Consider the following 20,873-nt stretch of genomic DNA (forward strand, 5'->3'; position numbering starts at 1 on the left):
GCGAGCGCCCCAGCACGCCGCTGAAGGACATGAGGTGGTGCGAGCCGAGTCCGCACCTGAGCAGGGCCTAGTGCAGCGCCTTCGCTGTTCGTTCCTCGGCAGGTTCCGGTTCGGCGGGTACGGGTACCTGGCGCGGAACGAACTCCGAGCTCAGGTCCTTCCAGAAGCCGACGGCGACGCCGATGAGGATGAGCAGGAACGGTGCCGAGCTGACGATCACCATCTGCTGCAGCGAGTCCAGACCGCCCGCGGCCAGCAGCGCGATCGCCGCCGCGCCGGTCACCGCGCCCCACAGGGCGAGGATCCACGAGGGCGGATTCTCGGTGCCCCGGCTGGTCAGCATGCTGAGCACGAAGGTGTTGGCGTCGGCTCCGGAGACGAAGAACAGCACGACGAGCACGATCGTCACGAGCGAGGTGACCGTGGACAGCGGCAGCGACTGGAGGGTCGCGAAGAACGCCGAGTTCTCGTCCCCGGCCGCGGCCACCGCGATCTTGGTGCTGCCGATGAGGTCGCTGTGGATCGCGGTGCCGCCGAAGGCGGTAAACCAGAGCGAGAACACCACGCTGGGCACCAGCAGCACGCCCACGACGAACTCGCGGATCGTGCGGCCCCGCGAGATGCGGGCCAGGAATACGCCCACGAAGGCCGCCCAGGACAGCCACCAGGCGAGCATGAAGTAGGTCCACGACTGCATGAAGTCGAGGTCGCCGTTGGCCGGGGTGATCAGGCTCGTCGACACCAGCTCGCTGACGTAGCGGCCGATCGACTGCACGTAGAGGTCGACCAGGTAGATGGTGGGCCCGACGACCAGGACGAACACGAACAGCAGCGCCCCCAGGCCCATGCTGGTCTCGGACAGGAACCGGATGCCGCGGGCGACGCCGGTCAGCGCCGAGGCGGTGAACAGCAGCGTGATGACGGCGATGATCGCGAACTGCACCGGCCGCGAGGTGGGGATGCCGAACAGGGCGGTGAACCCGCCGTTGATCTGCAGAGCTCCCAGCCCGAGCGAGGTGGTGGTGCCGAACAGCGTGGCCAGGACCGCGAACACGTCGATCGCGCCGCCGGCGACGCCGTCGACGCGACGGCCGAGCAGCGGCCGGAACAGGGCGCTGACCAGTCCGGGACGGCCTCGCCGGAACATCGACCAGGACATCGCGAGCCCCACGACCGCGAAGATGCCCCAGGCGTGCAAGCCCCAGTCGAAGAACGAGAACTGCATCGCGGTGACCGCCGAGCCCGGCGTCATCGGCTGCGCCAGTCCGTGCGGCGGCTCCGCGAGGTGGGAGATCGGCTCGGTGACGCCGTAGGAGATCAGGCCGATCCCCATCACCGCCGAGAGGATCATCGCGTACCAGGTGACGCGGCGGAACGCGGGACGCTCGTCGTCGCGGCCGAGCCGCAGGCTGCCGTACCGGCTGCACGCGAGGAAGGCGAGGAACGCCAGGAACCCGAGCGAGACGAGCAGGTACGCCCAGCCGAAGCCGCGCGTGATGCCGTCGAGCGCGGCGGAGCCGACCCGCGACAGCGAGTCGCCGGCGGCGGCGCCCCACACGGCGATCGCCAGCGCCAGGGCGAGCGAGACGTACAGGACCGGTCCGGGCCGCCGTTGATCGGACGGCGCGGTGGGTGATTCAGACAATCGGTGACTCCGTGAGCTGGGGGAACGACGGTGGGGCGACCTGTTGTGGGCACGCGTGATGCCGTCGCGGGGGAGACCGTGACGCCGGGACCGACATGACGCTCGTGCTTCGGAAGAGGTCTCCGTGACTGGGTCGGCGGCGTGGGGACGGGGGTGGGCCGCTGCGCGGGGGAGCACCGGCGGACGCGTGCGCTGCGGTTTTGGGGGTGTTGCGGTTGCTCGCAACATCGGCGACAACGTTCGCGCTGGTCAAGCTCGCCGGAGCGGGAAGAGAGTTTACTCGCCGGGACGAACCCGCGGGTGCGCGGGGCGGCCCCCGGTCACCGCGCCGAAACCGCCGACGATCAGGGTGGATGCGGTGCGCACACGCCCGGTGACGGCGTCGGGACGCGCGGTGTCCGAGACCTGAGTCGCGCATCAGGCGCGAGCGGCGCCATCGGAGCCGGCTTGGCGTGGAAATCGGTGGGCGCGCCGAGATCCTCCGCGATGGGTTCCCGGTACCAGCGGTTCGGATCAGGCCAGGGCCAAAAGCCCTGGGCGTGCGCTCGCGCGGCCCCGGTATCGTCCACTGTGGAGGGCTGATGTCGACACGCTCCGCGATGACTTCTCCGGTGGCGCGCGGAGGAGTCGGTACCGTGCAGCACGGGAGCCACCCGCGACCGCTTCTCGTCCGCGCGAAGGGACTCGACGCATGACCGATTCCGCCGGCCGTCCGGTGCCCACCGCGACATCGCACCGGGATGATGTCAGCAGCGGGAGCGATCCGGAGTCGACGCTGCTCCGGGCGCTCGCGGATGCCGGTGTGCAGGCTGACGCCTCACCCCGTCGGCGCGCCGAGTACGCCTACGACGCCTCCAACTACCGCGTCGAACCGCTGGCGGTCGTGTTCCCGCGCACCACCGACGACGTCGTGGCGGCCGTCGCGGCGTGCCGGACCACCGAGACCCCGATCATCGCCCGCGGCGGCGGGACCTCGATGGCGGGCAACGCCGTCGGTCCCGGGCTGGTCCTCGACTTCTCCCGGCACATGGACCAGGTGGGCACCATCGACGAGGACGCCGGAACGGTCGACGTGCAACCCGGAGTCGTCCTCGCGACGCTGACGCGCGAGGTCGAGCGCGCTACCGGTGGTCGCCGCACGTTCGCGCCGGATCCCTCGTCGAAGAACCGCGCCACGGTGGGCGGGGCGATCGGCAACGACGCGTGCGGCAACCACTCCGTGCGCTACGGCCGCACGTCCGACCACGTCGCCGAGATCGACCTCGTGACCTCCGACGGTGCGCGGCTGACGGCGACCGAAGCGGGTCTGCGCGCCACCGATCCCGCCGACTCCACCGCCGCGGCGCGAGCGGACGCCCTCGTGGCCTCGCTGGCCGGGCTCGCGCAGGAGCACCTGAGCGCGTTCCGGCTCGAACTCGGCCGCATCCCCCGGCAGGTCTCCGGCTACCACCTGGAGAACCTGCTGCCGGAGAAGTTCAACGTCGCTCGCGCGGTCGTCGGTTCCGAGGGGACGTGGGCCGTGGTGGTGGGCGCGCGCATGAAGCTGGTGCCGAAACCGGCCAGCGCGCTGCTGGTCTGCCTCGGCTACCGGGACGTGGTCGACGCCGCCCGCGACGTCCCGACGATCCTGGAGTTCTCCCCGGCCGCGGTCGAGGGCACCGATGAGGCCATCGTCGCCACGATGCGCCACCGCCGAGGCCCCGACTCCGTGCTGGGGCTGCCCGAGGGCCAGGCGTGGCTGTTCGTGGACCTCGACGGTGACGACCCGGAATCGGTGCGCGCCCAGGCGGACCGGCTGCTCGACCGGCTCGGTGAGAACGGCCGGCTCGTGCAGGGCCGCAAGGCCGCCGACCCCGCCGAGCGCGCGTCGCTGTGGCGGGTCCGCGAGGACGGCGCGGGCCTGTCCTCCCGCCTGGCGTCGGGCGGTGAGTCCTGGCCCGGTTGGGAGGACGCCGCCGTCGCCCCGGAACGGCTCGCCGACTACCTCGCCGACCTCCGCGAACTCCTGGCCGAGCACGAGCTCACCGGGGTGATGTACGGGCACTTCGGCGCCGGCTGCATGCACATCCGCATCACCTACGACCTGCGCACCGGCGAGGGCCGGCGGGTCTTCCGCGAGTTCACCCGGCAGGCGGCGGAACTCGTCGTCCGGCACGGTGGTTCGCTCTCCGGCGAGCACGGCGACGGCCGCGCCCGGTCCGAACTGCTGTCCATCATGTACTCGCCGGAGGTGATGGCCGCCTTCGCCGAGTGCCGGAAGCTGTGGGATTCAGCGGGAATCCTCAACCCCGGCTCGGTGACCGATCCCGACCCGATGGACGGCCACCTGGCGCTCGCCGGTGTGCCGGACCGCGAGTGGCGCACCAGCTTCGAGTTGAGCCCGGCGTCGGCCGGGCGGGACCCGTGGGTCCACGCCGTGCAGGGCTGCATCGGCGTGGGCCGGTGCCGCGCGGACACCGGGGGCGTGATGTGCCCGAGCTTCCGCGCCACGCGGGACGAGAAGGACTCGACGCGCGGCCGCGCCCGCGTGCTGCAGGAAGTCGTCCGGGGCGCCCGCACGGTGGAGGAGGGCTGGCGGTCGGAGGAGGCCCGGGAGGTGCTGGACCTGTGCCTGTCGTGCAAGGCGTGCGCGACCGACTGCCCTGCGGGCGTCGACATGGCCACCTACAAGTCGGAGTTCTTCGACCACTACTACCGAGGCCGCCGCAGGCCGCGATCCCACTACTCGCTGGGCTGGCTCCCGCGCTGGATGAAGCTGACCGGGCGCGTCTCGGGCTTGGTCAACGCCGTCCTGGCGACGCCGCTGGCCAAGGCCGCGGCGGCAGCGGGCGGACTCACGACCAAGCGCGCACTGCCCAGGTTCGCCCGCGCGGGGGAATGGCGCCGCGAGATCACCGACGCCGGAGCGCGGGGATCGGCGGTGCTGTTCGTCGACACCTTCACCCGGGGGTTCCGGCCCGAGGTCGCCGGTGCCGCCGCGCGCGTCCTCGGCGACGCCGGTGAGACCGTCGCGTGCTCGGCGGACGCCTGCTGCGGTCTGACCTGGATCTCCACCGGCCAGCTCGGCACCGCCAAGCGCCTGCTGGCCAAGACGGCCGCCGCGCTCGACGACGGCACGGACCGGCCGATCGTCGTCGTCGAACCGAGCTGCGCCGCCGCGCTGCGCAAGGACCTGCCCGAACTCGTCCACACCGAGCAGGCGAGGCGGGTCGCCTCGCGCGTGCGCAGCTTCGCCGCCCACGTCGCCGACCGGGTGTCGGGAGGGTGGGTGCCGTCGCCGGCACGGCCCGCGCCGCAGCGGGCCGTGCTCCAGACGCACTGCCACGAGCACTCGGTGTTCGGCGCCGCGGCGCAGCGGAGAGCTCTCGAGGCGGCCGGGGTCGGCGAGGTCGTCGACGCGACCGGATGTTGCGGCGTGGCGGGCAACTTCGGCTTCGAAGCCGAGCACTACGACGTGAGCATGCTCGTCGCCGAGAACGCCCTCGCACCGGCGCTCCGCAGCACGGGCGGCGACGTCGCCGTGCTCACCGACGGCTTCTCGTGCGCCCGGCAGGTCGACCAGCTCGCCCCGAGCAGGCCCGGCCTGCACCTCGCCCAACTCCTCGACCCCGGCCCGACCCGAGCGGAGTAGCGCCTCAGGCGAACTCGTGCATGACGTGCTTGATCCGGGTGTAGTCGTCGAGGCCGTACTTGGAGAGGTCCTTGCCGTAGCCGGAGTGCTTGAAACCGCCGTGCGGCATCTCGGCGACCAGGACCATGTGCGTGTTGACCCATACGCACCCGAAGTCCAGTCCGGCCGTGAGGCGCTGGGCTCGGCCGTGATCGGTCGTCCACACGCTGGAGGCCAGCGCGTAGTCGACGTCGTTGGCCAGGCTCAGCGCCTGCCGCTCGTCCTGGAAGGTCTGCACGGTCAGCACCGGCCCGAAGATCTCCTCCTGCACGACCTCGTCGTGCTGGCGCACGCCGCCGATCACGGTGGGCGCGAAGAAGAACCCGGTGTCGCCGACCGGGTGGCCTCCGGTGAGCACCTGGGCGTGGTCGGGCAGCCCGTCCACGATGGCCCGCACCCGGTCCAGCTGCGCGGCGCTGTTCAGCGGACCGAACATCGCGTCCACATCGGACGGAGGTCCGCAGCGCCGCGCGGCCGCCCGCTCGACGAGCTCGGCGGTGAACTCCTCGGCCACCGATTCCTCGACGAGCACGCGGGTCGCGGCGGTGCAGTCCTGGCCCGCGTTGAAGAACGCGGCATCGGCGATGCCCTCGGCCGCGGCGGCGAGGTCGGCATCGGCGAAGACCAGCGCGGGAGCCTTGCCGCCGAGCTCCAGGTGAACCCGCTTGACGTCCTGGGCGGCGGCGCGTGCCACCTGCTGGCCCGCTCGCGTCGATCCGGTGATCGACACCATCGCCGACACCGGGTGGGCCACCACCGCGCGGCCGGTGTCGCGGTCGCCGCAGACCACGTTGAGCACGCCCGGAGGCAGGATCTCGGCGGCCAGCTCACCGAGCAGCGCGGCGGTGACCGGTGTGGTGTCCGCGGGCTTGAGCACCACGGTGTTTCCGGCCGCCAGGGCGGGCGCCACCTTCCACGCGGCCATCATCAGCGGGTAGTTCCAGGGGGCGACCTGGCCGACGACGCCGACCGGTTCGCGCCGCACGTACGAGGTGCGCCCGGGCGAGTACTCCGCCGCCGCTGATCCGTCCAGGACGCGTGCCGCGCCGGCGAAGAAGCGGATCTGGTCGACCGAGGCGGCGACCTCCTCGGTCCGGGTGGCCTCCACGGGCTTTCCGGTGTTCTCGGTCTCGGCGGTGACGAACTCCTCGGACCGCCGCTCCAGCTCGTCGGCCAACCGCAGCAGCAGCCGCTGCCGCTCGGCCGGAGTGGTGAGCTTCCAGTCCTGGAACGCCCGCGACGCGGACCGGTAGGCGGCGTCGACGTCGGATTCCGAGGACAGCGGGGCGGTGCCGAAGACCTCGCCGGTCGCCGGGGCGATCAGGTCGGTGGTCAGCCCGCCTTCGGCCGGGACCGGCTTGCCGTCGATGACGTTGTGAACCGCGCGCATCAGGCACCTCCGTTGGGCAGCACGCTGAGGAGTTCGTAGGCGACGTGAGCCGCCGCGATCCCGGTGATCTCGGCGTGGTCGTAGGCGGGCGCCACCTCCACGAGGTCGGCGCCGACGAGGTTGAGCCCGTCGAGACCGCGCACGAGCTCCAGCAGTTCGCGGCTGGACAGCCCGCCGGCCTCGGGAGTGCCGGTGCCCGGCGCGAAACCGGGGTCGAGCACGTCGATGTCGATCGAGACGTACACCGGACGCGTGCCCAGCCGGGTTCGGATCCGGTCGATGATCGTGTCCAGCGGAGTCCTGGCGAAGTCGCGGCAGTGCACCGCCGCGAATCCCATCCGCTCGCTCTCGTCGAGGTCCAGCCGCGAGTACAGCGGCCCCCGGATGCCCACGTGCATCGAGTGGTCGAAGTCGATGAGCCCTTCCTCGGAGGCCCTGCGGAACGGCGTGCCGTGCGTGTGCGGAGCGCCGAAGTAGGTGTCCCAGGTGTCCAGGTGCGCGTCGAAGTGCAGCACCGCGACCGGTCCGTGCCGCTCGTGCTGCACGCGCAGCAGCGGCAGGGCGATGGTGTGGTCGCCGCCCACGGTGAGCAGGGTTCGCCGCGTGCCCGACAGGTCCCGGGCCGCGGCCTCGATGGTGCTGATCGCCTCGTCGATGTCGAACGGGTTGACCCCCACGTCACCGGCGTCGGCGACCTGGCGCACCGCGAACGGCTCGGCGTCCAGCGCCGGGTTGTAGGGCCGCAGCAGCCGGGAGCTCTGCCGGACGTGGTTCGGGCCGAACCGGGCGCCCGGCCGGTAGCTGACGCCGGTGTCGAACGGCACGCCCCACACCAGCGCGTCGGCGTCGCCGACCTCGCTGAGCCGGGGGAGTCGGGCGAAGGTCGTGTCTCCGCCGTAGCGGGGGACGCGGGTGGCGTCCACCGGGCCGATGGGTTCGGTCACTTCCGGCCTCCTTCGGACTGAGCGGCCACGATCTCGGCGGCGGCCCGCTTGCCGGACTCGATCGCACCGTCGATGAACGCCCGCCACCGGCGCGCGGTGTGCGAACCGCCGAAGTGCACCCGGCCCTCCGGCTCGCCGACGGCGATCTCGTAGCGCGCGAACTGGCCGGCCCGGAACGTCGCCCAGGTCCCCCTGTTGAACTCGTCGTTGACCCAGTCGTGCGATTCCGATGCGATCACCTCGGCCTCCGGCGCGAACTCGCGCACCGCGCGCTGCACGTCGCCGAGATCGTCGGCGTCGACCCGGTCGTGCTCCGGGGCGAAGCAGACCAGCACCACACCGTCGTCGGTGGTGCCCATCGCGCCGACGTAGTCGAAGCTGGTGCCCCAGCCGAAGCCGCTGATCTCGGGATCGACGCCGCGGGCCAGCGCCCACACCTTCTGGCCCTGCCCGGCGTGGTTCTCCTCGCTGATCGCCTTCTTGGCGGTGGTGAGCGGCGGGGTGAACTCGATGTCGCGCCAGACGCCGACCGGGGTGGTCATCAGCACCCGGTCGGCCCGCGCGGAGCCGCCGTCGTGCTCGACGGTCACGCCGTCGGCGTCGGCGCTGATCGTGCGGACCGGGCTGGACAGGCGCAGCTCGGCGGCACCGTCGGCGCGGATCGCCTCGGCCAGCGACACCGTGCCCTCGGTGAAGGTGTGGCCGAGGACGCTGGCCTGCACCATGCCCCACAGCGAGTTGTCCATCGAGGACAGCCAGCGCAGGATGTCCAGCGCAGAACCGGTTTCCTCGCTGGCGTTGGCGCAACCGCAGAACCACGAGATGAGCAGTTCCCGGGCGTTGCCGGTCAAGCCGGCGTCGTCGGCCCATTGCCGGATCGGCACGTCCAGGTCGGCGAGGCCCTGCTCGGACAGCGGGCGTTGCGGGTCGAGCCGGGAACCGGCTTCGACGAGAGCGCGCAGCGCGTCCTCCAGCGCGCCGTACTGCTCGGGCGGTACCGGCAGCAGCGAGTCGAGCACCCGACCGTGGTCGGACCAGGTCATGCGGCCGGGGAGGTCGCTGTCGACGACCGGGATGCCGTAGCGCTGCACCTCGCTCCAGACGTGGGTCTGCTGCGGGACGATCCAGGTGCCGCCCATCTCCAGCCCGAACCCGCCGAGCGCGTCCGGCCGGTACCAGGTCGATCCGCCGATCCGGTCCCGGGCCTCCAGGATCAGCACGCTCTTGCCGGCTTCCCGCAGATCGCGGGCGGCGGTGAGCCCGGAGAACCCGGCGCCGACGACGATGACGTCGTAGTGGTCCATCTCTTGCTTCCTCATCTTTCAGGTGCCTCAGGCGGATGCGGCCTGGGCCGGGACTGCTAGTGTCGCCGCGTCCGGAACCGGTTGCGGGGAACCGATCGTCAGCAGCAGGTAGGCCGCGGCGGTGGTCACCGCGGCGAGCGCGAAGCTCAGGTCGAGGCCGAACGTCCACTCGATCAGCGGCCCGCGGAACAGGGCGGTGTCGACCGACAGCAGGCCGATCGTCGAGCCGATGGCCCACGCCGCCACGGCTCGCAGGTTCCAGCCGGCCGTGAACCAGTAGAGCCCGCCCCGGGAACGCCGGTTGTAGACCTGCAGCGCGTCCGGGTCGTAGCGGCCTCGGCAGCGGTGGAAGCCGATCAGCGTGATCACCGCCCACGGAGCGCCGATGGCGGTCAGCAGCAGCACGAAGGCGGTGACCGCGTCCTCGGCGTCCCACACGAAGTAGCCGAGGAACACCAGGGCCGTCGAGGCCACCGAGGTCAGGATCGTGGCCTGGACCCGCGACAGCGGCGGCAGGATCGCGTCGAGGTCCAGGCCCATGCTGTAGATCAAGGCGCCGGCGTTGCCGATCGTGCCGAACACGCCGTTGAGCAGCAGCGGGATCAGGAACCACACCGGTGCCGCCGCCACCAGCGGTCCGACGTAGTCGTCGGCGGCGCCGGAGGCGAACGCGGTGAACGTGCCGAACAGCTGCGGCACCAGCAGACCCAGGACCATGCCCACCGCCGAGGCGACGAACACCGACGGGCCCGAGTAGCGCCGGGGCGAGACGTAGCGGCTGTAGTCGCCGAGCAGCGTGATGAAGGCCATCGGACCGCTGAGCCCCGCCGCGACAGCCGAGAGCGCCCACGTGGTCCAGAAATCGCCCATCGCGTACCCGGCGTCGGTGACCGGCGCCGTGCTGAACTTCCCGGCGTAGGCGACGATGCCCAGCGCCATGAGCGCCATGGTCCCGGCCGCCACCCACTTGCTCATCCGCGTAAGCAACCGGTACCCGAAGATCGCGATGAGCACCGACAGCACCGCCAGCACCGCGTAGGCGGCGGAGAAGCTGGCGCCCCCGTCGGGGAGGCCGAACAGCCGGTGCAGCGGGCCGACGATCGCCGCTCCACCCGTCCACACCGTCAGGGCCGCGTAACCCAGCGACAGCAGCAGCCCGATCATCGAGCCGATGAGCCGGCCCCGGACGCCGAACGTGCCGCCGCTGCTGGTCGAGAGGTTGGTGGCGGTGCGGAACGACACCAGGGCCAGCGGGGCGACCAGCACGGTCCCCAGCAGCGTTCCGGCGACCATCGAGGCGATCGCCGGCCAGAACTCCAGCCCGAACGACGCGGGCAACCAGCCGAAGATGACCACGCCGAGACACATGTTGGAACCGAGCAGGATTCCCGCGACGTCGCGCGGTCGGCCGGTGCGGTCGGATTCCGGGATGGTGTCGACCCCGTGCTTCTCGATACCCGAGTCGCGCCGCGTCTCCGGATGCATCAGCGCATGACCTCCTGTGAGGGCTCCCATCGGCCGTCGTTGGCCGTGGCTCCCGCACAGAGTGGTCGACCTCACCCGGGATCGGATAGGGACCGATCCTCCGAAGTCGAGAGGTGTCGTTGGACGATCGCACAACGCCGGTGTGCGATCCGCGGGTCAGCCCTGGTGCAGGCCGCGCAGGGCCAGGTAGAGGTCCACGCGGTCCGAGGTGCGCGACAGGCTGCGACCGGTCAGCTCCTCGACCCGGCTCATCCGGTGCCGGAGGGTGTTGATGTGCACGTGCAGTCGCTGCGCGGCCTCCTGCCAGCGGCCCCCGGCGTCGAGGAACACCGCCAGCGAGGGCAGCAGGTCTCCGCCGCGGCTCTCGTCGTGGTCGAGCACCGGGCCGAGCAGCGCCTTCGCCGTGGCGGTGAGCAGTTCCGGGTCCTGCACCGACAGCAGCAGCGCCGGACTGCTCAGCTGGTCGTGCGTCATCCAGCCGCCGTCGGCTCGCGAGGAGGTCGCTTCGGCGGCGTGGGCGGCTTGCAGCAGGCTCACCCGCAGCTCACCGGCTCCGCCGGGCTTGCCGACACCGACGTGGACCACCTCGCCGGTCTCGGCGAACGCGTCGTGGACGCGGCGGGCGAGCTCGGTCTCGGTGCCGCGCACGTGCGCGAAGGCGGCCACCTCGCGGCCCCGCTGCACCGCGATGCCGTCGGTGGCCAGCAGCTCGCCCAACCGCACCGAGTGCGCGGCCGGATCCCGGCTGCGCAGCACGACCGCCGCGAGCGGCCCGTCCGGTGGCAGCCCCAGCGAGTGCAGCCGGGTGCGCACGGCGGCGGTGTCGACGGTGGCGCTGTGGACCCACTCGAACAGCTCCCAGCAGTACCGGACCTCGGTGGCGCGCACCGCCCGCACGCGCTCGATCTCCATGGCGATGAACGGCATCGCCTGCACCACGGCCGCGTGCTGCTCGACGTCCAGCTCGTCCATCGGTCGCGGCAGCAGGAGCTCGGCGTCGGCCAGTCCCTCGCCGACGAGGGGCAGCGGATGGCTGGGGTGCGGCTCCTCGCCCTCGATCAGCCCGCCACCTCCGCGCACCGCCACCGGCTGCCCGAGCTGACCGGCCAGGGTGCGCAGCACCGTCTCGACGCCGCGCCGGACGCGCAGCGCGGCGACGATCGCGTCGTGCTGGCCGAGGTGGCGTCGCAGCGGGCGCTCCCACTCGGCCCGCTTGGTGTTGACGAACGCCTCGACGATCTGCAGGAACGCGACGTCGACCGGGACGACGAAGCAGGTCAGACCGCGTTGTCGGGCGGCGTCGATGAAGTCCTCGGGTACCGCGGACTCCGGCGGCACGATCCCGAACCCGACCGCGGCGACGTCGGCCTCGACGAGGTCGTCGATGAACGCCTCGGCGGTGATCCCGGCCGCACGCCACACGCCGGCGGTGAGCACGACCTCGCCACCGCGCAGGAACCTCCCCGGGGCGCGCACCTCGATCGTGTGGACCCAGCGGATGGGCCGGTCCACCTGACCGCGCACCCGCACCTCCAGCGCGAGTTCGGGGGTGCTCAGCAGATCGTCGACTCGCAACCGGCAACCTCCGCAACTCCGACCGACCGGCCGGTGCCCCACCACGAGCACCGGCCCACCGGTTATACCTCGGACCCACCCGACCCCACCCGAACCAACCCCTCTGGGGCGGCGGAATACGGCCGCACTCGGGGTCCCTGATTACCGCCGTATTCCGGACCCCGATTACGGCGATAATCAGGGTGCGGATTGCGGCCGTAATCGGGAAGCCCGGCGTCGAAACCGGTGCGGCAGCCGGATTCACCGTTTCACCGGACGGTCGCGACGCCTGACCGGATCTCTGCGGAGATCCGGTCAGGGGCTCATCGGGTGGGGCGACTCCGGTGTTCCGGAGTCGAGGAGGGGATAGTCACCAGGCGAGGCTGAGGTACTGGGTCTCGGTGAACTCGTGGAGGCCTTCGTGGCTCCCCTCCCGGCCGAGCCCGCTCTGCTTGGTGCCGCCGAACGGGGCCGAGGGGTCGGAGACGACGCCCCGGTTGATGCCCACCATCCCGGCGTCGATGTGCTCGGCCAGGTCGACGGCGCGCTGGAGCTCACCGGCGAAGACGTAGGCGGCCAAGCCCATCTCTGTGTCGTTGACGGACCGCAGCAGCTCGTCCTCGTCGCGCCAGGTGACGACGGGCGCTACGGGCCCGAAGATCTCCTCGCGCACGACGCGCGCGTCGGCGGGCGCGTCGGTGAGCACGGTCGGGGCCAGGAAGAACCCCGGGCCGTCCGGGACATCGGAGCGAGCGGCGACGCGGGCACCGCGCGCGAGCGCGTCGTCGACCAGCGCGGTGATGTCGGCGACGGCCTTCGAGCTGATCAGCGGGCCGATCTGGTTGCCCGGGTCGTCGGCGGGGCCGACGCGCAGCGCTTCGACCTCCTTCCCCAGCCGCGCGGTGAACTCCTCGGCGACGTCGGCGTGCACGTAGAACCGGTTGGCGGACACGCAGGCCTGGCCTCCGCCCCGGAACTTCGCGACCATCGCGGCCTCCACGGCCGCGTCGAGGTCGGCGTCGGCGGTGACGACGAACGGCGCGTTCCCGCCGAGCTCCATGGAGGTGTTGACGACCCGGTCGGCGGCCTGGTGCAGCAGCAACCGGCCGACGCGGGTCGAGCCGGTGAAGGACAGCTTGCGGACCCGCGAGTCCGCCAGCCACGTGCCGACGACCGCGGCGGCGTCATCGGTCGGGACGAGGTTGACGACCCCGTCGGGGACGCCGGCCTCGGACAGCAGCCGGGTGATCGCCAGCGCGGTCAGCGGCGTCTCCGCAGCGGGTTTGAGCACCACGGTGCACCCGGCGGCCAGCGCCGGGCCGATCTTGCGGGTGGCCATGGCGGCGGGGAAGTTCCACGGCGTGACCAGCGCGGCCACGCCCACCGGCCGGTACGTCACCAGGGTTCGGGCGCCTCCGGCGGGCGCGGTCGAGTAGCGGCCCTCCGCGCGCACCGCTTCCTCGGCGAACCAGCGGAAGAACTCGGCGGCGTAGGTGACCTCGGCGCGCGCGTCGGCCAGGGACTTGCCGTTCTCCGCCGTGATCAGCCGGGCGAGCGCGTCGTGGTCGCGGTGCATGAGCTCGTAGGTGCGGCGCAGCACGTCGGAGCGTTGCCGGGGTGGCGTCGCCGCCCAGGACGCGGCCGCGGCGGAGGCGGCGTCGACTGCGGTGGTGGCGTCTTCGGCCGAGCCGTTGGCGACGGTGGCCAGGACCTCGGTGGTGGCGGGGTCGACGACGTCGAACCGGCCCGCGCGACCGGCCTGCCACCGCCCCGCGATGTGGAGCGCGCGGTCGGTGTCGAGGGTGTCGGGGGAGAGCACGTGATCGTCCTTTCAGGATCGGAGGTCGGCGAACGCGGCGGAGAGCAGGTCGAACGCCTCGTGGAGCAGTTCGTCGCTGATCGTCAGCGGCGGCAGGAAGCGCAGGACGTTGCCGTGGGTCCCGCACACCAGGACGATCACGCCCTGGGCGTGCGCGGCGGCCGCGACCGCGCGGGCGAGCTCGGGGTCGGGTGCCGCCGTCGCCGGATCGACGAGCTCCACGGCCAGCATCGCGCCCCGGCCGCGCACGTCGCCGATGCGCGGGTCGGCGTCGCGCAGGCGCGAGAGCCGGGGCAGGGCGAGCGCTTCGATGTCGCGGGCGCGCTGGATCAGCCCGTCCTCGGTGATCGTGTCGATCGTCGCCAGCGCCGCGGCGCAGGCCAGCGGGTTGCCGCCGTAGGTTCCTCCGAGTCCGCCCGCGTGCGCGGCGTCCATGATCTCGGCGCGCCCGGTGACCGCCGCCAGCGGCAGACCGTCGGCGATGCCCTTGGCGCTGACCAGCAGGTCCGGGACCACGTCCTCGTGCTCGCTGGCGAACATCGCACCGGTGCGCGCGAACCCGGTCTGCACCTCGTCGGCGATGAGCACCACGCCGCGGCTGCGGCACCACTGCTGCAGCGCGGGCAGGAAACCGGAGGCCGGCACGATGAACCCGCCTTCGCCCTGGATCGGCTCGATGATCAGGGCCGCGAGGTTGTCCGAACCGACCTGCTTGTCGATGACGTCGATGGCGCGGCGCGCGGCCTCCTCGCCGTCGACGTCCGGGCCGTCGCGGAACGGGTAGGACAGCGGCGCGCGGTAGACCTCGGGAGCGAACGGGCCGAAGCCGTGCTTGTAGGGCATCGCCTTGGCCGTCAGCGCCATCGTCAGGTTCGTGCGGCCGTGGTAGGCGTGGTCGAAGGCCACGACCGCCGACCTCCCGGTGGCGGCGCGGGCGATCTTCACGGCGTTCTCGACGGCCTCGGCACCGGAGTTGAACAGCACCGAGCGCTTCTCGTGCGTCCCGGGCGCCAGCCGGTTGAGCCGCTCGGCCACGGCGACGTAGCCCTCGTAGGGGGTCACCATGAAGCAGGTGTGGGTGAACTCCCGCACCTGCTGCTCGACGGCCTCGATCACGCGGGGCGCGCTCGCCCCGACGGTCGTGACGGCGATGCCGGAGCCGAGGTCGATGAGCACGTTGCCGTCGACGTCCTCGACGACACCACCGGCGGCGCGCGCGGCGAACACCGGCATCGTGGTGCCGACGCCTCGGGCGATGGCGGCTTCCTTGCGCGCCATGAGCGCGCGCGAGCGGGGACCGGGGATCTCGGTCACGAGGTGGCGGTTCTGGTGAAGGCCCGTGTCGGGAATGGCGGTCATGGGACCCATCCTCGGCACGCGAGCCCATGCCGTCGAATGCCTGTTTCGCACGCCACCTAGTACGTTCAGGCATACTCGCAGGTGTGGAACTGCGCAGCATGAGGTATTTCGTGGCCGTCGCCGAAGCCGGGACCGTGAGCGAGGCCGCCAAGCGGGTGCACGTGACCCAGCCGGCGTTGTCCCGGCAGATCCGCCTGCTCGAACGCGAGCTGCGGGTGACGCTGTTCGACCGCCGCGAGGGCAGGCTGGAGCTCAGCGCGGCCGGTCGCGGGTTCCTGCCCGTCGTGCGCGACGTGCTGCACCGCGCCGATGCCGCCACCGCGGCCGCCGAGTCGCTGGCGGCGGGACGGCTGGTGGACCTGACGATCGCGGCCAGCCCCACCACGCTGACCGACGTCGTCGCCCCGTTCCTGGCCACCTTCGGGCCGCAGGACCCGCTGCCGACCGTGCAGGAGTCGAGCGGTCCGGAAGCCCTCGACCGCTTGCGGCGCGGAGCGGACCTCGCGATCGTCTCCCAGCAGCCACCGGCGGTCTGGAGCACGCGGACGCTGGCGGTCCTGCCGCTGTGGGCCTACGTGCCGCAGGAGCACCCGTGGGCCGGCCGCGAGTCCGTCGACCTCGACGAGCTCGCCGGGCGACCGCTGGTCGTGCTCGACCCGACCTTCCGGCCGCGCCAACTGCTCGACCAGGCCCTGGCCGAGGGCGGGCAGGCACTGGCCGACCCCGTCGAATGCGGCAACGCGCAGGTCGCCCAAGCGCTCGCGGCCGCGGGCCGCGGCATCGCGGTCGTCTCGGACGACCCGCGCTTCGACCTCCACGGCCTGCGCATCACCCGGCCCCGAGAGGACGACCTCAGCATCACCCTCCACGCGGCGTGGGATCCCGGACACCACGCGGCCGCGTCGCTGAGCACCTTGGCCGAACGCCTCGAGACCTTCTGCCTGACCCGCTACCCCCGGCCTTGACCTGGCGATTTCCCTACTGCTCGGCCGATTCCGGGTAGTGCGCCGCGGTGGTGCCGCCGAGGGGCATGGGGTCGAGGCCGAGCTTGCGGTGGTCCCAGGAGCGGGTGCGGTGGACGTCGATGCGGACGGCGACGCGCTTGTGCAGCATGTGCTCCACGAACGGCTTCACCTCCTCGCTGTAGGGCCCGTGGTAGCGCTCCCACATGCTGACGCCCACGGCCCACAGCGCGTCGGGGTCGTCGACGATCTCCGCGCGTCCCTCCAGGGAGACGCCGCGCAGCACGTCGTAGGTGAGGCCGTCCTCGATCAGGACGGTGACGCGCGGGTCGCGGCCGATGTTGACCGCTTTCTGGGCCTTGGCCTTGGTCTCGAACCAGATCACGCCGTCGATGAGCGCGAACCACATCGCCACGGCGTGCGGGTGCCCGTCGGCGCCCAGCGTCGCCAGCGTCGCGGTGCGGCGGGTGGCCATGAACGCCGAGATCTCCTCGGGCGTCATCTGGACCTGCGCTCGTTGCTTGGCCATGCCAATCCTCTTCTCGTGCTGGAGCGTCCCCACGTGGACGCCCGACTGCCAGGCCGATGCGGCCGAGTTCGTCGAAACCCCTGCGCCCGGACGGGTTTCCGCCGGGGCAGGGGGTGGTCACTTGATCAGCGGGTCGCGGGGAAGTCCGAGGATGCGCTCACCGATCTGGTTGCGCTTGATCTCGCTGGTGCCGCCCGCGATGGACAGCCCGCGGTGCAGCAGCGCCAGCGCACCGCTGAACGCGCCGGGTCCGTCCAGGTAGACCGCCTCGGGCCCGCTGAGGGCGTTCATGATGGCCGCGGCCTCGTGCCCCAGTTCGGAGAGCACGAGCTTGGTGATGGCTCCCTCGGGCCCCGGTTCGCCTCCGGCGACGGCGCGGTGCGCCGAGCGCACGTTGAGCATCTCCATCGCGTGGTGCTCCGCGGCGTACCGGCCGATGCGGACGGCGCCGCCGGTGAGCCGGTCGGGATGCGCGTCCAGGTGCGGGACCATCGCCGAGGCCGGGGTGGACATGGTGCCCTGACCGCCGCCGATGCTGACGCTCTCGTTGCCGAGCGTGGCCCGCGCGACGGTCCACCCGCCGTTGACCGGACCGACGACGTCCTCGTCGGGGACGAAGACGTCCTGGAAGAAGACCTCGTTGAACTCCGAGGCGCCGGAGGGCATCTTGATGGGCCGCACGTCCACGCCCTCGGCCCGCATGTCGATGACCATCATCGTGATGCCCTGGTGCTTGGGCACTTCGGGATCGGTCCGCACGGTCGCGAAGCCCTTGCCCGCCTTGTGCGCGCCGCTCGTCCAGACCTTCTGGCCGTTGACGAGCCATCCGCCGTCGACGCGCGTCGCGCGGGTCTTGATCCCGGCGGCGTCCGAGCCGGCGGCCGGTTCGCTGAACAGCTGGCACCAGATGACGTCCTGGCGCAGCGCGGGATCGACCCACCGGCCGACCTGCTGCTCGGTGCCGTGCTGGATGAGCGTGAGGATGACCCAGCCGGTGATCCCGTACTGGGGGCGCTTGACCCCGGCCGCCGCGAACTCCTGCTCCACCACGAGCTGTTCGACGGCGCCCGCCGCCCGGCCGTAGGGCTCGGGCCAGTGCGGCATCACGTATCCGGTCTCGATGAGGCGTTGCTTCTGCTGCTCTTCGGGCAGCGCGGCCAGTTCTTCGGCGACGGCGCGGACTTCCGCGCGCAGGTCCTCGGCCTCGGGCGGCAGCTCGACGGTCCGGGCCCGCGTGACGCCCTGGCGGGTGAGCGCGGTGACCTCGGTGGCGGCGTCGTCGGGCGACAGGATCGCGAGCAGCGTCGTCGCGCGCCGCACGTAGAGGTGCGCGTCGTGCTCCCAGGTGATGGCGATGCCGCCGTGCACCTGCGTGGTGAGGTTGGCGCACAGGTCCGCCGCGGGCGCGGCCAGCGCGGCGGCGGCAGCGGCGGCGAAGGTGAGCTGGTCTCCGCCGGTCGATGCGGCGCGGGCGGCGTCCCAGACGGCGCTGGTGGCCAGCTCGGTGGCCACGGCCATGTTCGCGCAGTGGTGCTTGACGGCCTGGAACGTGCCGATGACGCGCCCGAACTGCTCGCGTTCCCGGGCGTAGGCGGCGGCGAGCTCGGTGCACTCGCGGGCGACGCCGGCGGCCTCGGCGGACAGGATCACGCGGGCCAGATCGATCAGCGCTCGACGTCCCCCGGCCAGGACCGCGGCCGGTGCGCCGTCCAGCGAGACCCGGGCCGAGCGGCGGGACGGGTCCAGGTTGGCCGGAACCTCCGCGGTCACGGCGTCGCCGACCTCGACGACCACGACGTCGTCACCGGCCGGGAGCACCAGCAGCCGCGCCAGACCGCCGCCGAGCACCGCCGGCGCCGACCCGGAGACGGTCCCGCCGGAGACCTCCAGCCGGGCGTCGAGCGCGATACCGGCGGGCACCGACCCGTCGGCCAGGCCGGGCAGGAACCGCCGCTTGGTCTCCTCGTCGCCGACGGCATCGATCACGGCCGAGGCGATCGCGGTCGGCGCGAACGGTCCGGGTGCCACCGCCCGCCCCATCTGCTCGGCGACGATCGCGGTCTCCGCGAGCCCGAACCCCGCGCCGCCGTGCTCCTCGGGCAGGTGCAGCCCCAACCAGCCCAGGTCGGCCGTCTCCTGCCAGAACGCGGGAAGGGATTCGGTGTCGGATTCCAGCAGCGCGCGGCCGGCACCACGTGCCTCGCGCCGCGCCAGCAGGTCGGAAGCGGTCTCAGCCAGCAGCCGGTGATCCTCGTTGATCGCGATCGACATGCCTGAAGCCTAGGTTCAAAAACGCCCCCAGCCCACCCAGGAGACCCATCAGATCTCGCGGACCGCATCACCGCTGTCGACCGCTGCGACCGCGAGATGACCGGCGAGCGACTGTCCACTGTGGCCTGATGAGTAGTCCTGTGATCCAAGTCTCAGTGGCGCTGAATCGACTCCACCGTTGATCACCCGGCAGCAGACTGGAGCAGCGGGCGTGAGATGTGGTTGGTGAGCGCCGACGGTTCATCGAGGATCGCGTGGACTTCGTTCCCGGCTGGGCGAGGGCCGAGTACGTGCCGATGGGGTTGTGTCCGGGGGACGACTGCTTCGGCCACCGCTACTCGGTTACATGCCCGACCAGGGAACCCGGGACACCTCGGCCGACCCGACCGGCACCGCGCGCACGATCAACCTCCCCGAGGGCGCCATCAACCTCACCATGGCGACCCTGGTCGGTTCCTACGAGACCGTTGCCCGCCACCTCGACGAGGTCGCGAAGATCCCCGGCGTGAAGGGCATGATGTTCACCTTCGACGATTTCGAGCGCGGGGTCCGCGACTTCGGCGAGAGGGTCAAGCCCCTCCTGGGCTGAGCGGCCTCCCGGGGGAGGCCGCTGGTGCGCTCAGAGGCGTTCGACGAGGGTTGCGTTGGCCATGCCGCCGCCCTCGCACATGGTCTGCAGGCCGTACCGGCCGCCGGTGGCCTGCAGCTGGTTGACCAGCGTCGTCAGCAGTCTCGTGCCGGAGGCGCCGAGCGGGTGGCCGAGCGCGATGGCCCCGCCGCGCGGGTTGAGCCGGGCCGGGTCGGCGTCGAACTCGCGCTGCCACAGCAGCGGCACCGGCGTGAACGCCTCGTTGACCTCGTAGGCGTCGATCTCGTCGATCGACACGCCCGCGCGGTCCAGCAGCTTGCGGGTGGCCGGCACGACGCCGGTGAGCATGAGCAGCGGATCGCTGCCGGTGACGGCGAAGCTGTGGAACCGGGCCTTGGGTTGCAAGCCGAGCGCCGCGGCCTTGGCCTCGCTCATGATGAGCACCGCCGACGCGCCGTCGGTCAGCGGCGAGGAGTTGCCCGGCGTGATCCGCCAGTCGATCTCCGGGAAGCGCTTCGCCAGCTCCTCGTTCGTGAAGGAGGGTCGCAGGCCCGCGAGCCCGTCGGCGGTGGTCGACGCGCGCACGGTCTCGTCGGTGCTCACGACGCGCTCGGCGCCGTCCGCGCCGGTCACCGCCACCGGCAGGATCTCGTCGTCGAACGCGCCGGAGGCGGCGGTCTGCGCGGCGCGGGCGTGGGAGCGGGCGGAGAACTCGTCGAGCTCCTCGCGGCCGAACTTCCACCGCGCCGCGATCAGCTCCGCCGAGACGCCCTGGTTCACCAGGCCTTCGGGGTAGCGCGCGGCCATCGACGGGCCCCTGGGGTTGGTGCCCATCGGCGTGGTACCCATCGGCACCCGGCTCATCGACTCCACGCCGCAGGCGATCACCACGTCGTAGGTGCCCGCGAGGACGCCTTGGGCGGCGAAGTGCGCGGCCTGCTGGCTCGAACCGCACTGCCGGTCGATGGTCGTGGCGGGCACCGACTCCGGGAAACCGGCTCCCAGCACGGCGTTGCGGGTGATGTTGAGCGCCTGCTCGCCGGCTTGCCCGACGCAGCCGCCGATGACGTCGTCGACCTCGCCGGGGTCGATGCCGGTGCGCTCGACGAGACCGCGCAGCGTGCGGGTGAGCAGTTCGGCGGGGTGGATGCCCGAGAGCTGCCCTCCGGGTTTGCCCTTGCCTGATGGGGTTCTGATCGCGTCGACGATGACGGCGTCCATGGCGCTCCTCCTCCGAAGTCCACTTAACGGTCGCTAAGCAGGTGCGGGGTGTCAATACGACGAACGCTTGGTCACTTATCGCTCGCTCAGTATGCTGCCGTCCGGTTGCTCGGTCGACATGTGAGGAGTCG

General features: G+C 72.1%; 14 protein-coding genes. 3 read left to right on the forward strand and 11 right to left on the reverse strand.

Annotated elements, in window-relative coordinates:
- Positions 1 to 67 precede the first annotated feature (67 nt).
- The gene (locus KBO27_RS07615) at positions 68 to 1,645 is read right to left on the reverse strand and encodes a BCCT family transporter (RefSeq protein WP_210969283.1); all 1,578 of its coding nucleotides are present in this window, start codon (positions 1,643 to 1,645) and stop codon (positions 68 to 70) included.
- A gap of 691 nt (positions 1,646 to 2,336) precedes the next feature.
- Here KBO27_RS07615 and KBO27_RS07620 point away from each other — a divergent pair.
- On the forward strand, positions 2,337 to 5,276 hold the full coding sequence (locus KBO27_RS07620; RefSeq protein ID WP_210969284.1) for an FAD-binding and (Fe-S)-binding domain-containing protein: 2,940 nt from the start codon (positions 2,337 to 2,339) through the stop codon (positions 5,274 to 5,276).
- Positions 5,277 to 5,280: 4 nt separating this feature from the next.
- Here KBO27_RS07620 and KBO27_RS07625 read toward each other — a convergent pair whose 3' ends face one another.
- The 7 genes from KBO27_RS07625 to gabT all read right to left on the reverse strand — a co-directional run bounded on the left by KBO27_RS07625 (position 5,281) and on the right by gabT (position 15,170).
- Positions 5,281 to 6,705, reverse strand: a complete 1,425-nt coding sequence (locus tag KBO27_RS07625) for an aminobutyraldehyde dehydrogenase (protein WP_210969285.1) — start codon at positions 6,703 to 6,705, stop codon at positions 5,281 to 5,283.
- A complete protein-coding gene (gene speB / locus KBO27_RS07630) occupies positions 6,705 to 7,649 on the reverse strand; it encodes an agmatinase (RefSeq protein WP_210969286.1) in 945 nt (314 codons plus the stop codon). The genes KBO27_RS07625 and speB overlap by 1 nt, the downstream gene beginning before the upstream one ends.
- Positions 7,646 to 8,968, reverse strand: a complete 1,323-nt coding sequence (locus tag KBO27_RS07635) for a flavin monoamine oxidase family protein (RefSeq protein WP_246536570.1) — start codon at positions 8,966 to 8,968, stop codon at positions 7,646 to 7,648. The genes speB and KBO27_RS07635 overlap by 4 nt, the downstream gene beginning before the upstream one ends.
- Before the next feature lie 12 nt (positions 8,969 to 8,980).
- Complete coding sequence (locus tag KBO27_RS07640; RefSeq protein ID WP_210969287.1) at positions 8,981 to 10,438, reverse strand: purine-cytosine permease family protein; 1,458 nt, start codon at positions 10,436 to 10,438, stop codon at positions 8,981 to 8,983.
- Positions 10,439 to 10,594: 156 nt separating this feature from the next.
- Positions 10,595 to 12,013: a PucR family transcriptional regulator gene (locus KBO27_RS07645; RefSeq protein ID WP_210969288.1), complete on the reverse strand. Its 1,419-nt coding sequence runs from the start codon at positions 12,011 to 12,013 to the stop codon at positions 10,595 to 10,597.
- A 349-nt stretch (positions 12,014 to 12,362) separates the two neighbouring features.
- A complete protein-coding gene (locus KBO27_RS07650; protein WP_210969289.1) occupies positions 12,363 to 13,811 on the reverse strand; it encodes an NAD-dependent succinate-semialdehyde dehydrogenase in 1,449 nt (482 codons plus the stop codon).
- A 12-nt stretch (positions 13,812 to 13,823) separates the two neighbouring features.
- Entirely contained in the window at positions 13,824 to 15,170 is a 1,347-nt protein-coding gene (gabT, locus tag KBO27_RS07655) for a 4-aminobutyrate--2-oxoglutarate transaminase (RefSeq protein WP_210969290.1), read from the reverse strand.
- Positions 15,171 to 15,268: 98 nt separating this feature from the next.
- Here gabT and KBO27_RS07660 point away from each other — a divergent pair, with 98 nt between their 5' ends.
- The gene (locus tag KBO27_RS07660; protein ID WP_246536571.1) at positions 15,269 to 16,135 is read left to right on the forward strand and encodes a LysR family transcriptional regulator; all 867 of its coding nucleotides are present in this window, start codon (positions 15,269 to 15,271) and stop codon (positions 16,133 to 16,135) included.
- A gap of 13 nt (positions 16,136 to 16,148) precedes the next feature.
- Here the strand turns inward: KBO27_RS07660 and KBO27_RS07665 are convergent, their stop codons facing one another.
- Complete coding sequence (locus KBO27_RS07665; RefSeq protein WP_246536572.1) at positions 16,149 to 16,661, reverse strand: pyridoxamine 5'-phosphate oxidase family protein; 513 nt, start codon at positions 16,659 to 16,661, stop codon at positions 16,149 to 16,151.
- A 117-nt stretch (positions 16,662 to 16,778) separates the two neighbouring features.
- Complete coding sequence (locus KBO27_RS07670; protein ID WP_210969292.1) at positions 16,779 to 18,932, reverse strand: acyl-CoA dehydrogenase family protein; 2,154 nt, start codon at positions 18,930 to 18,932, stop codon at positions 16,779 to 16,781.
- A gap of 346 nt (positions 18,933 to 19,278) precedes the next feature.
- Between KBO27_RS07670 and KBO27_RS07675 the strand changes: the two genes are divergently transcribed.
- Positions 19,279 to 19,521 (forward strand): hypothetical protein, encoded by a 243-nt coding sequence (locus tag KBO27_RS07675; protein WP_246536573.1) that lies wholly within the window; start codon positions 19,279 to 19,281, stop codon positions 19,519 to 19,521.
- A gap of 30 nt (positions 19,522 to 19,551) precedes the next feature.
- Here KBO27_RS07675 and KBO27_RS07680 read toward each other — a convergent pair whose 3' ends face one another.
- Entirely contained in the window at positions 19,552 to 20,742 is a 1,191-nt protein-coding gene (locus tag KBO27_RS07680) for a thiolase family protein (protein ID WP_210969293.1), read from the reverse strand.
- Positions 20,743 to 20,873 lie beyond the last annotated feature (131 nt).

Source organism: Saccharopolyspora endophytica (genome assembly GCF_018070075.1).
Lineage (GTDB): Bacteria > Actinomycetota > Actinomycetes > Mycobacteriales > Pseudonocardiaceae > Saccharopolyspora > Saccharopolyspora endophytica.

What these genes read in the sequence shown, in the direction of transcription:
- KBO27_RS07620 (WP_210969284.1), top strand. Translation starts at nt 2,337, where the DNA reads ATGACCGATTCCGCCGGCCGTCCGGTGCCCACCGCGACATCGCACCGG.
- KBO27_RS07625 (WP_210969285.1), bottom strand. Translation starts at nt 6,705, where the DNA reads ATGCGCGCGGTTCACAACGTCATCGACGGCAAGCCGGTCCCGGCCGAA.
- KBO27_RS07635 (WP_246536570.1), bottom strand. Translation starts at nt 8,968, where the DNA reads ATGAGGAAGCAAGAGATGGACCACTACGACGTCATCGTCGTCGGCGCC.
- KBO27_RS07640 (WP_210969287.1), bottom strand. Translation starts at nt 10,438, where the DNA reads ATGCATCCGGAGACGCGGCGCGACTCGGGTATCGAGAAGCACGGGGTC.
- gabT (WP_210969290.1), bottom strand. Translation starts at nt 15,170, where the DNA reads ATGACCGCCATTCCCGACACGGGCCTTCACCAGAACCGCCACCTCGTG.
- KBO27_RS07660 (WP_246536571.1), top strand. Translation starts at nt 15,269, where the DNA reads ATGAGGTATTTCGTGGCCGTCGCCGAAGCCGGGACCGTGAGCGAGGCC.
- KBO27_RS07665 (WP_246536572.1), bottom strand. Translation starts at nt 16,661, where the DNA reads ATGGCCAAGCAACGAGCGCAGGTCCAGATGACGCCCGAGGAGATCTCG.
- KBO27_RS07670 (WP_210969292.1), bottom strand. Translation starts at nt 18,932, where the DNA reads ATGTCGATCGCGATCAACGAGGATCACCGGCTGCTGGCTGAGACCGCT.
- KBO27_RS07675 (WP_246536573.1), top strand. Translation starts at nt 19,279, where the DNA reads ATGCCCGACCAGGGAACCCGGGACACCTCGGCCGACCCGACCGGCACC.
- KBO27_RS07680 (WP_210969293.1), bottom strand. Translation starts at nt 20,742, where the DNA reads ATGGACGCCGTCATCGTCGACGCGATCAGAACCCCATCAGGCAAGGGC.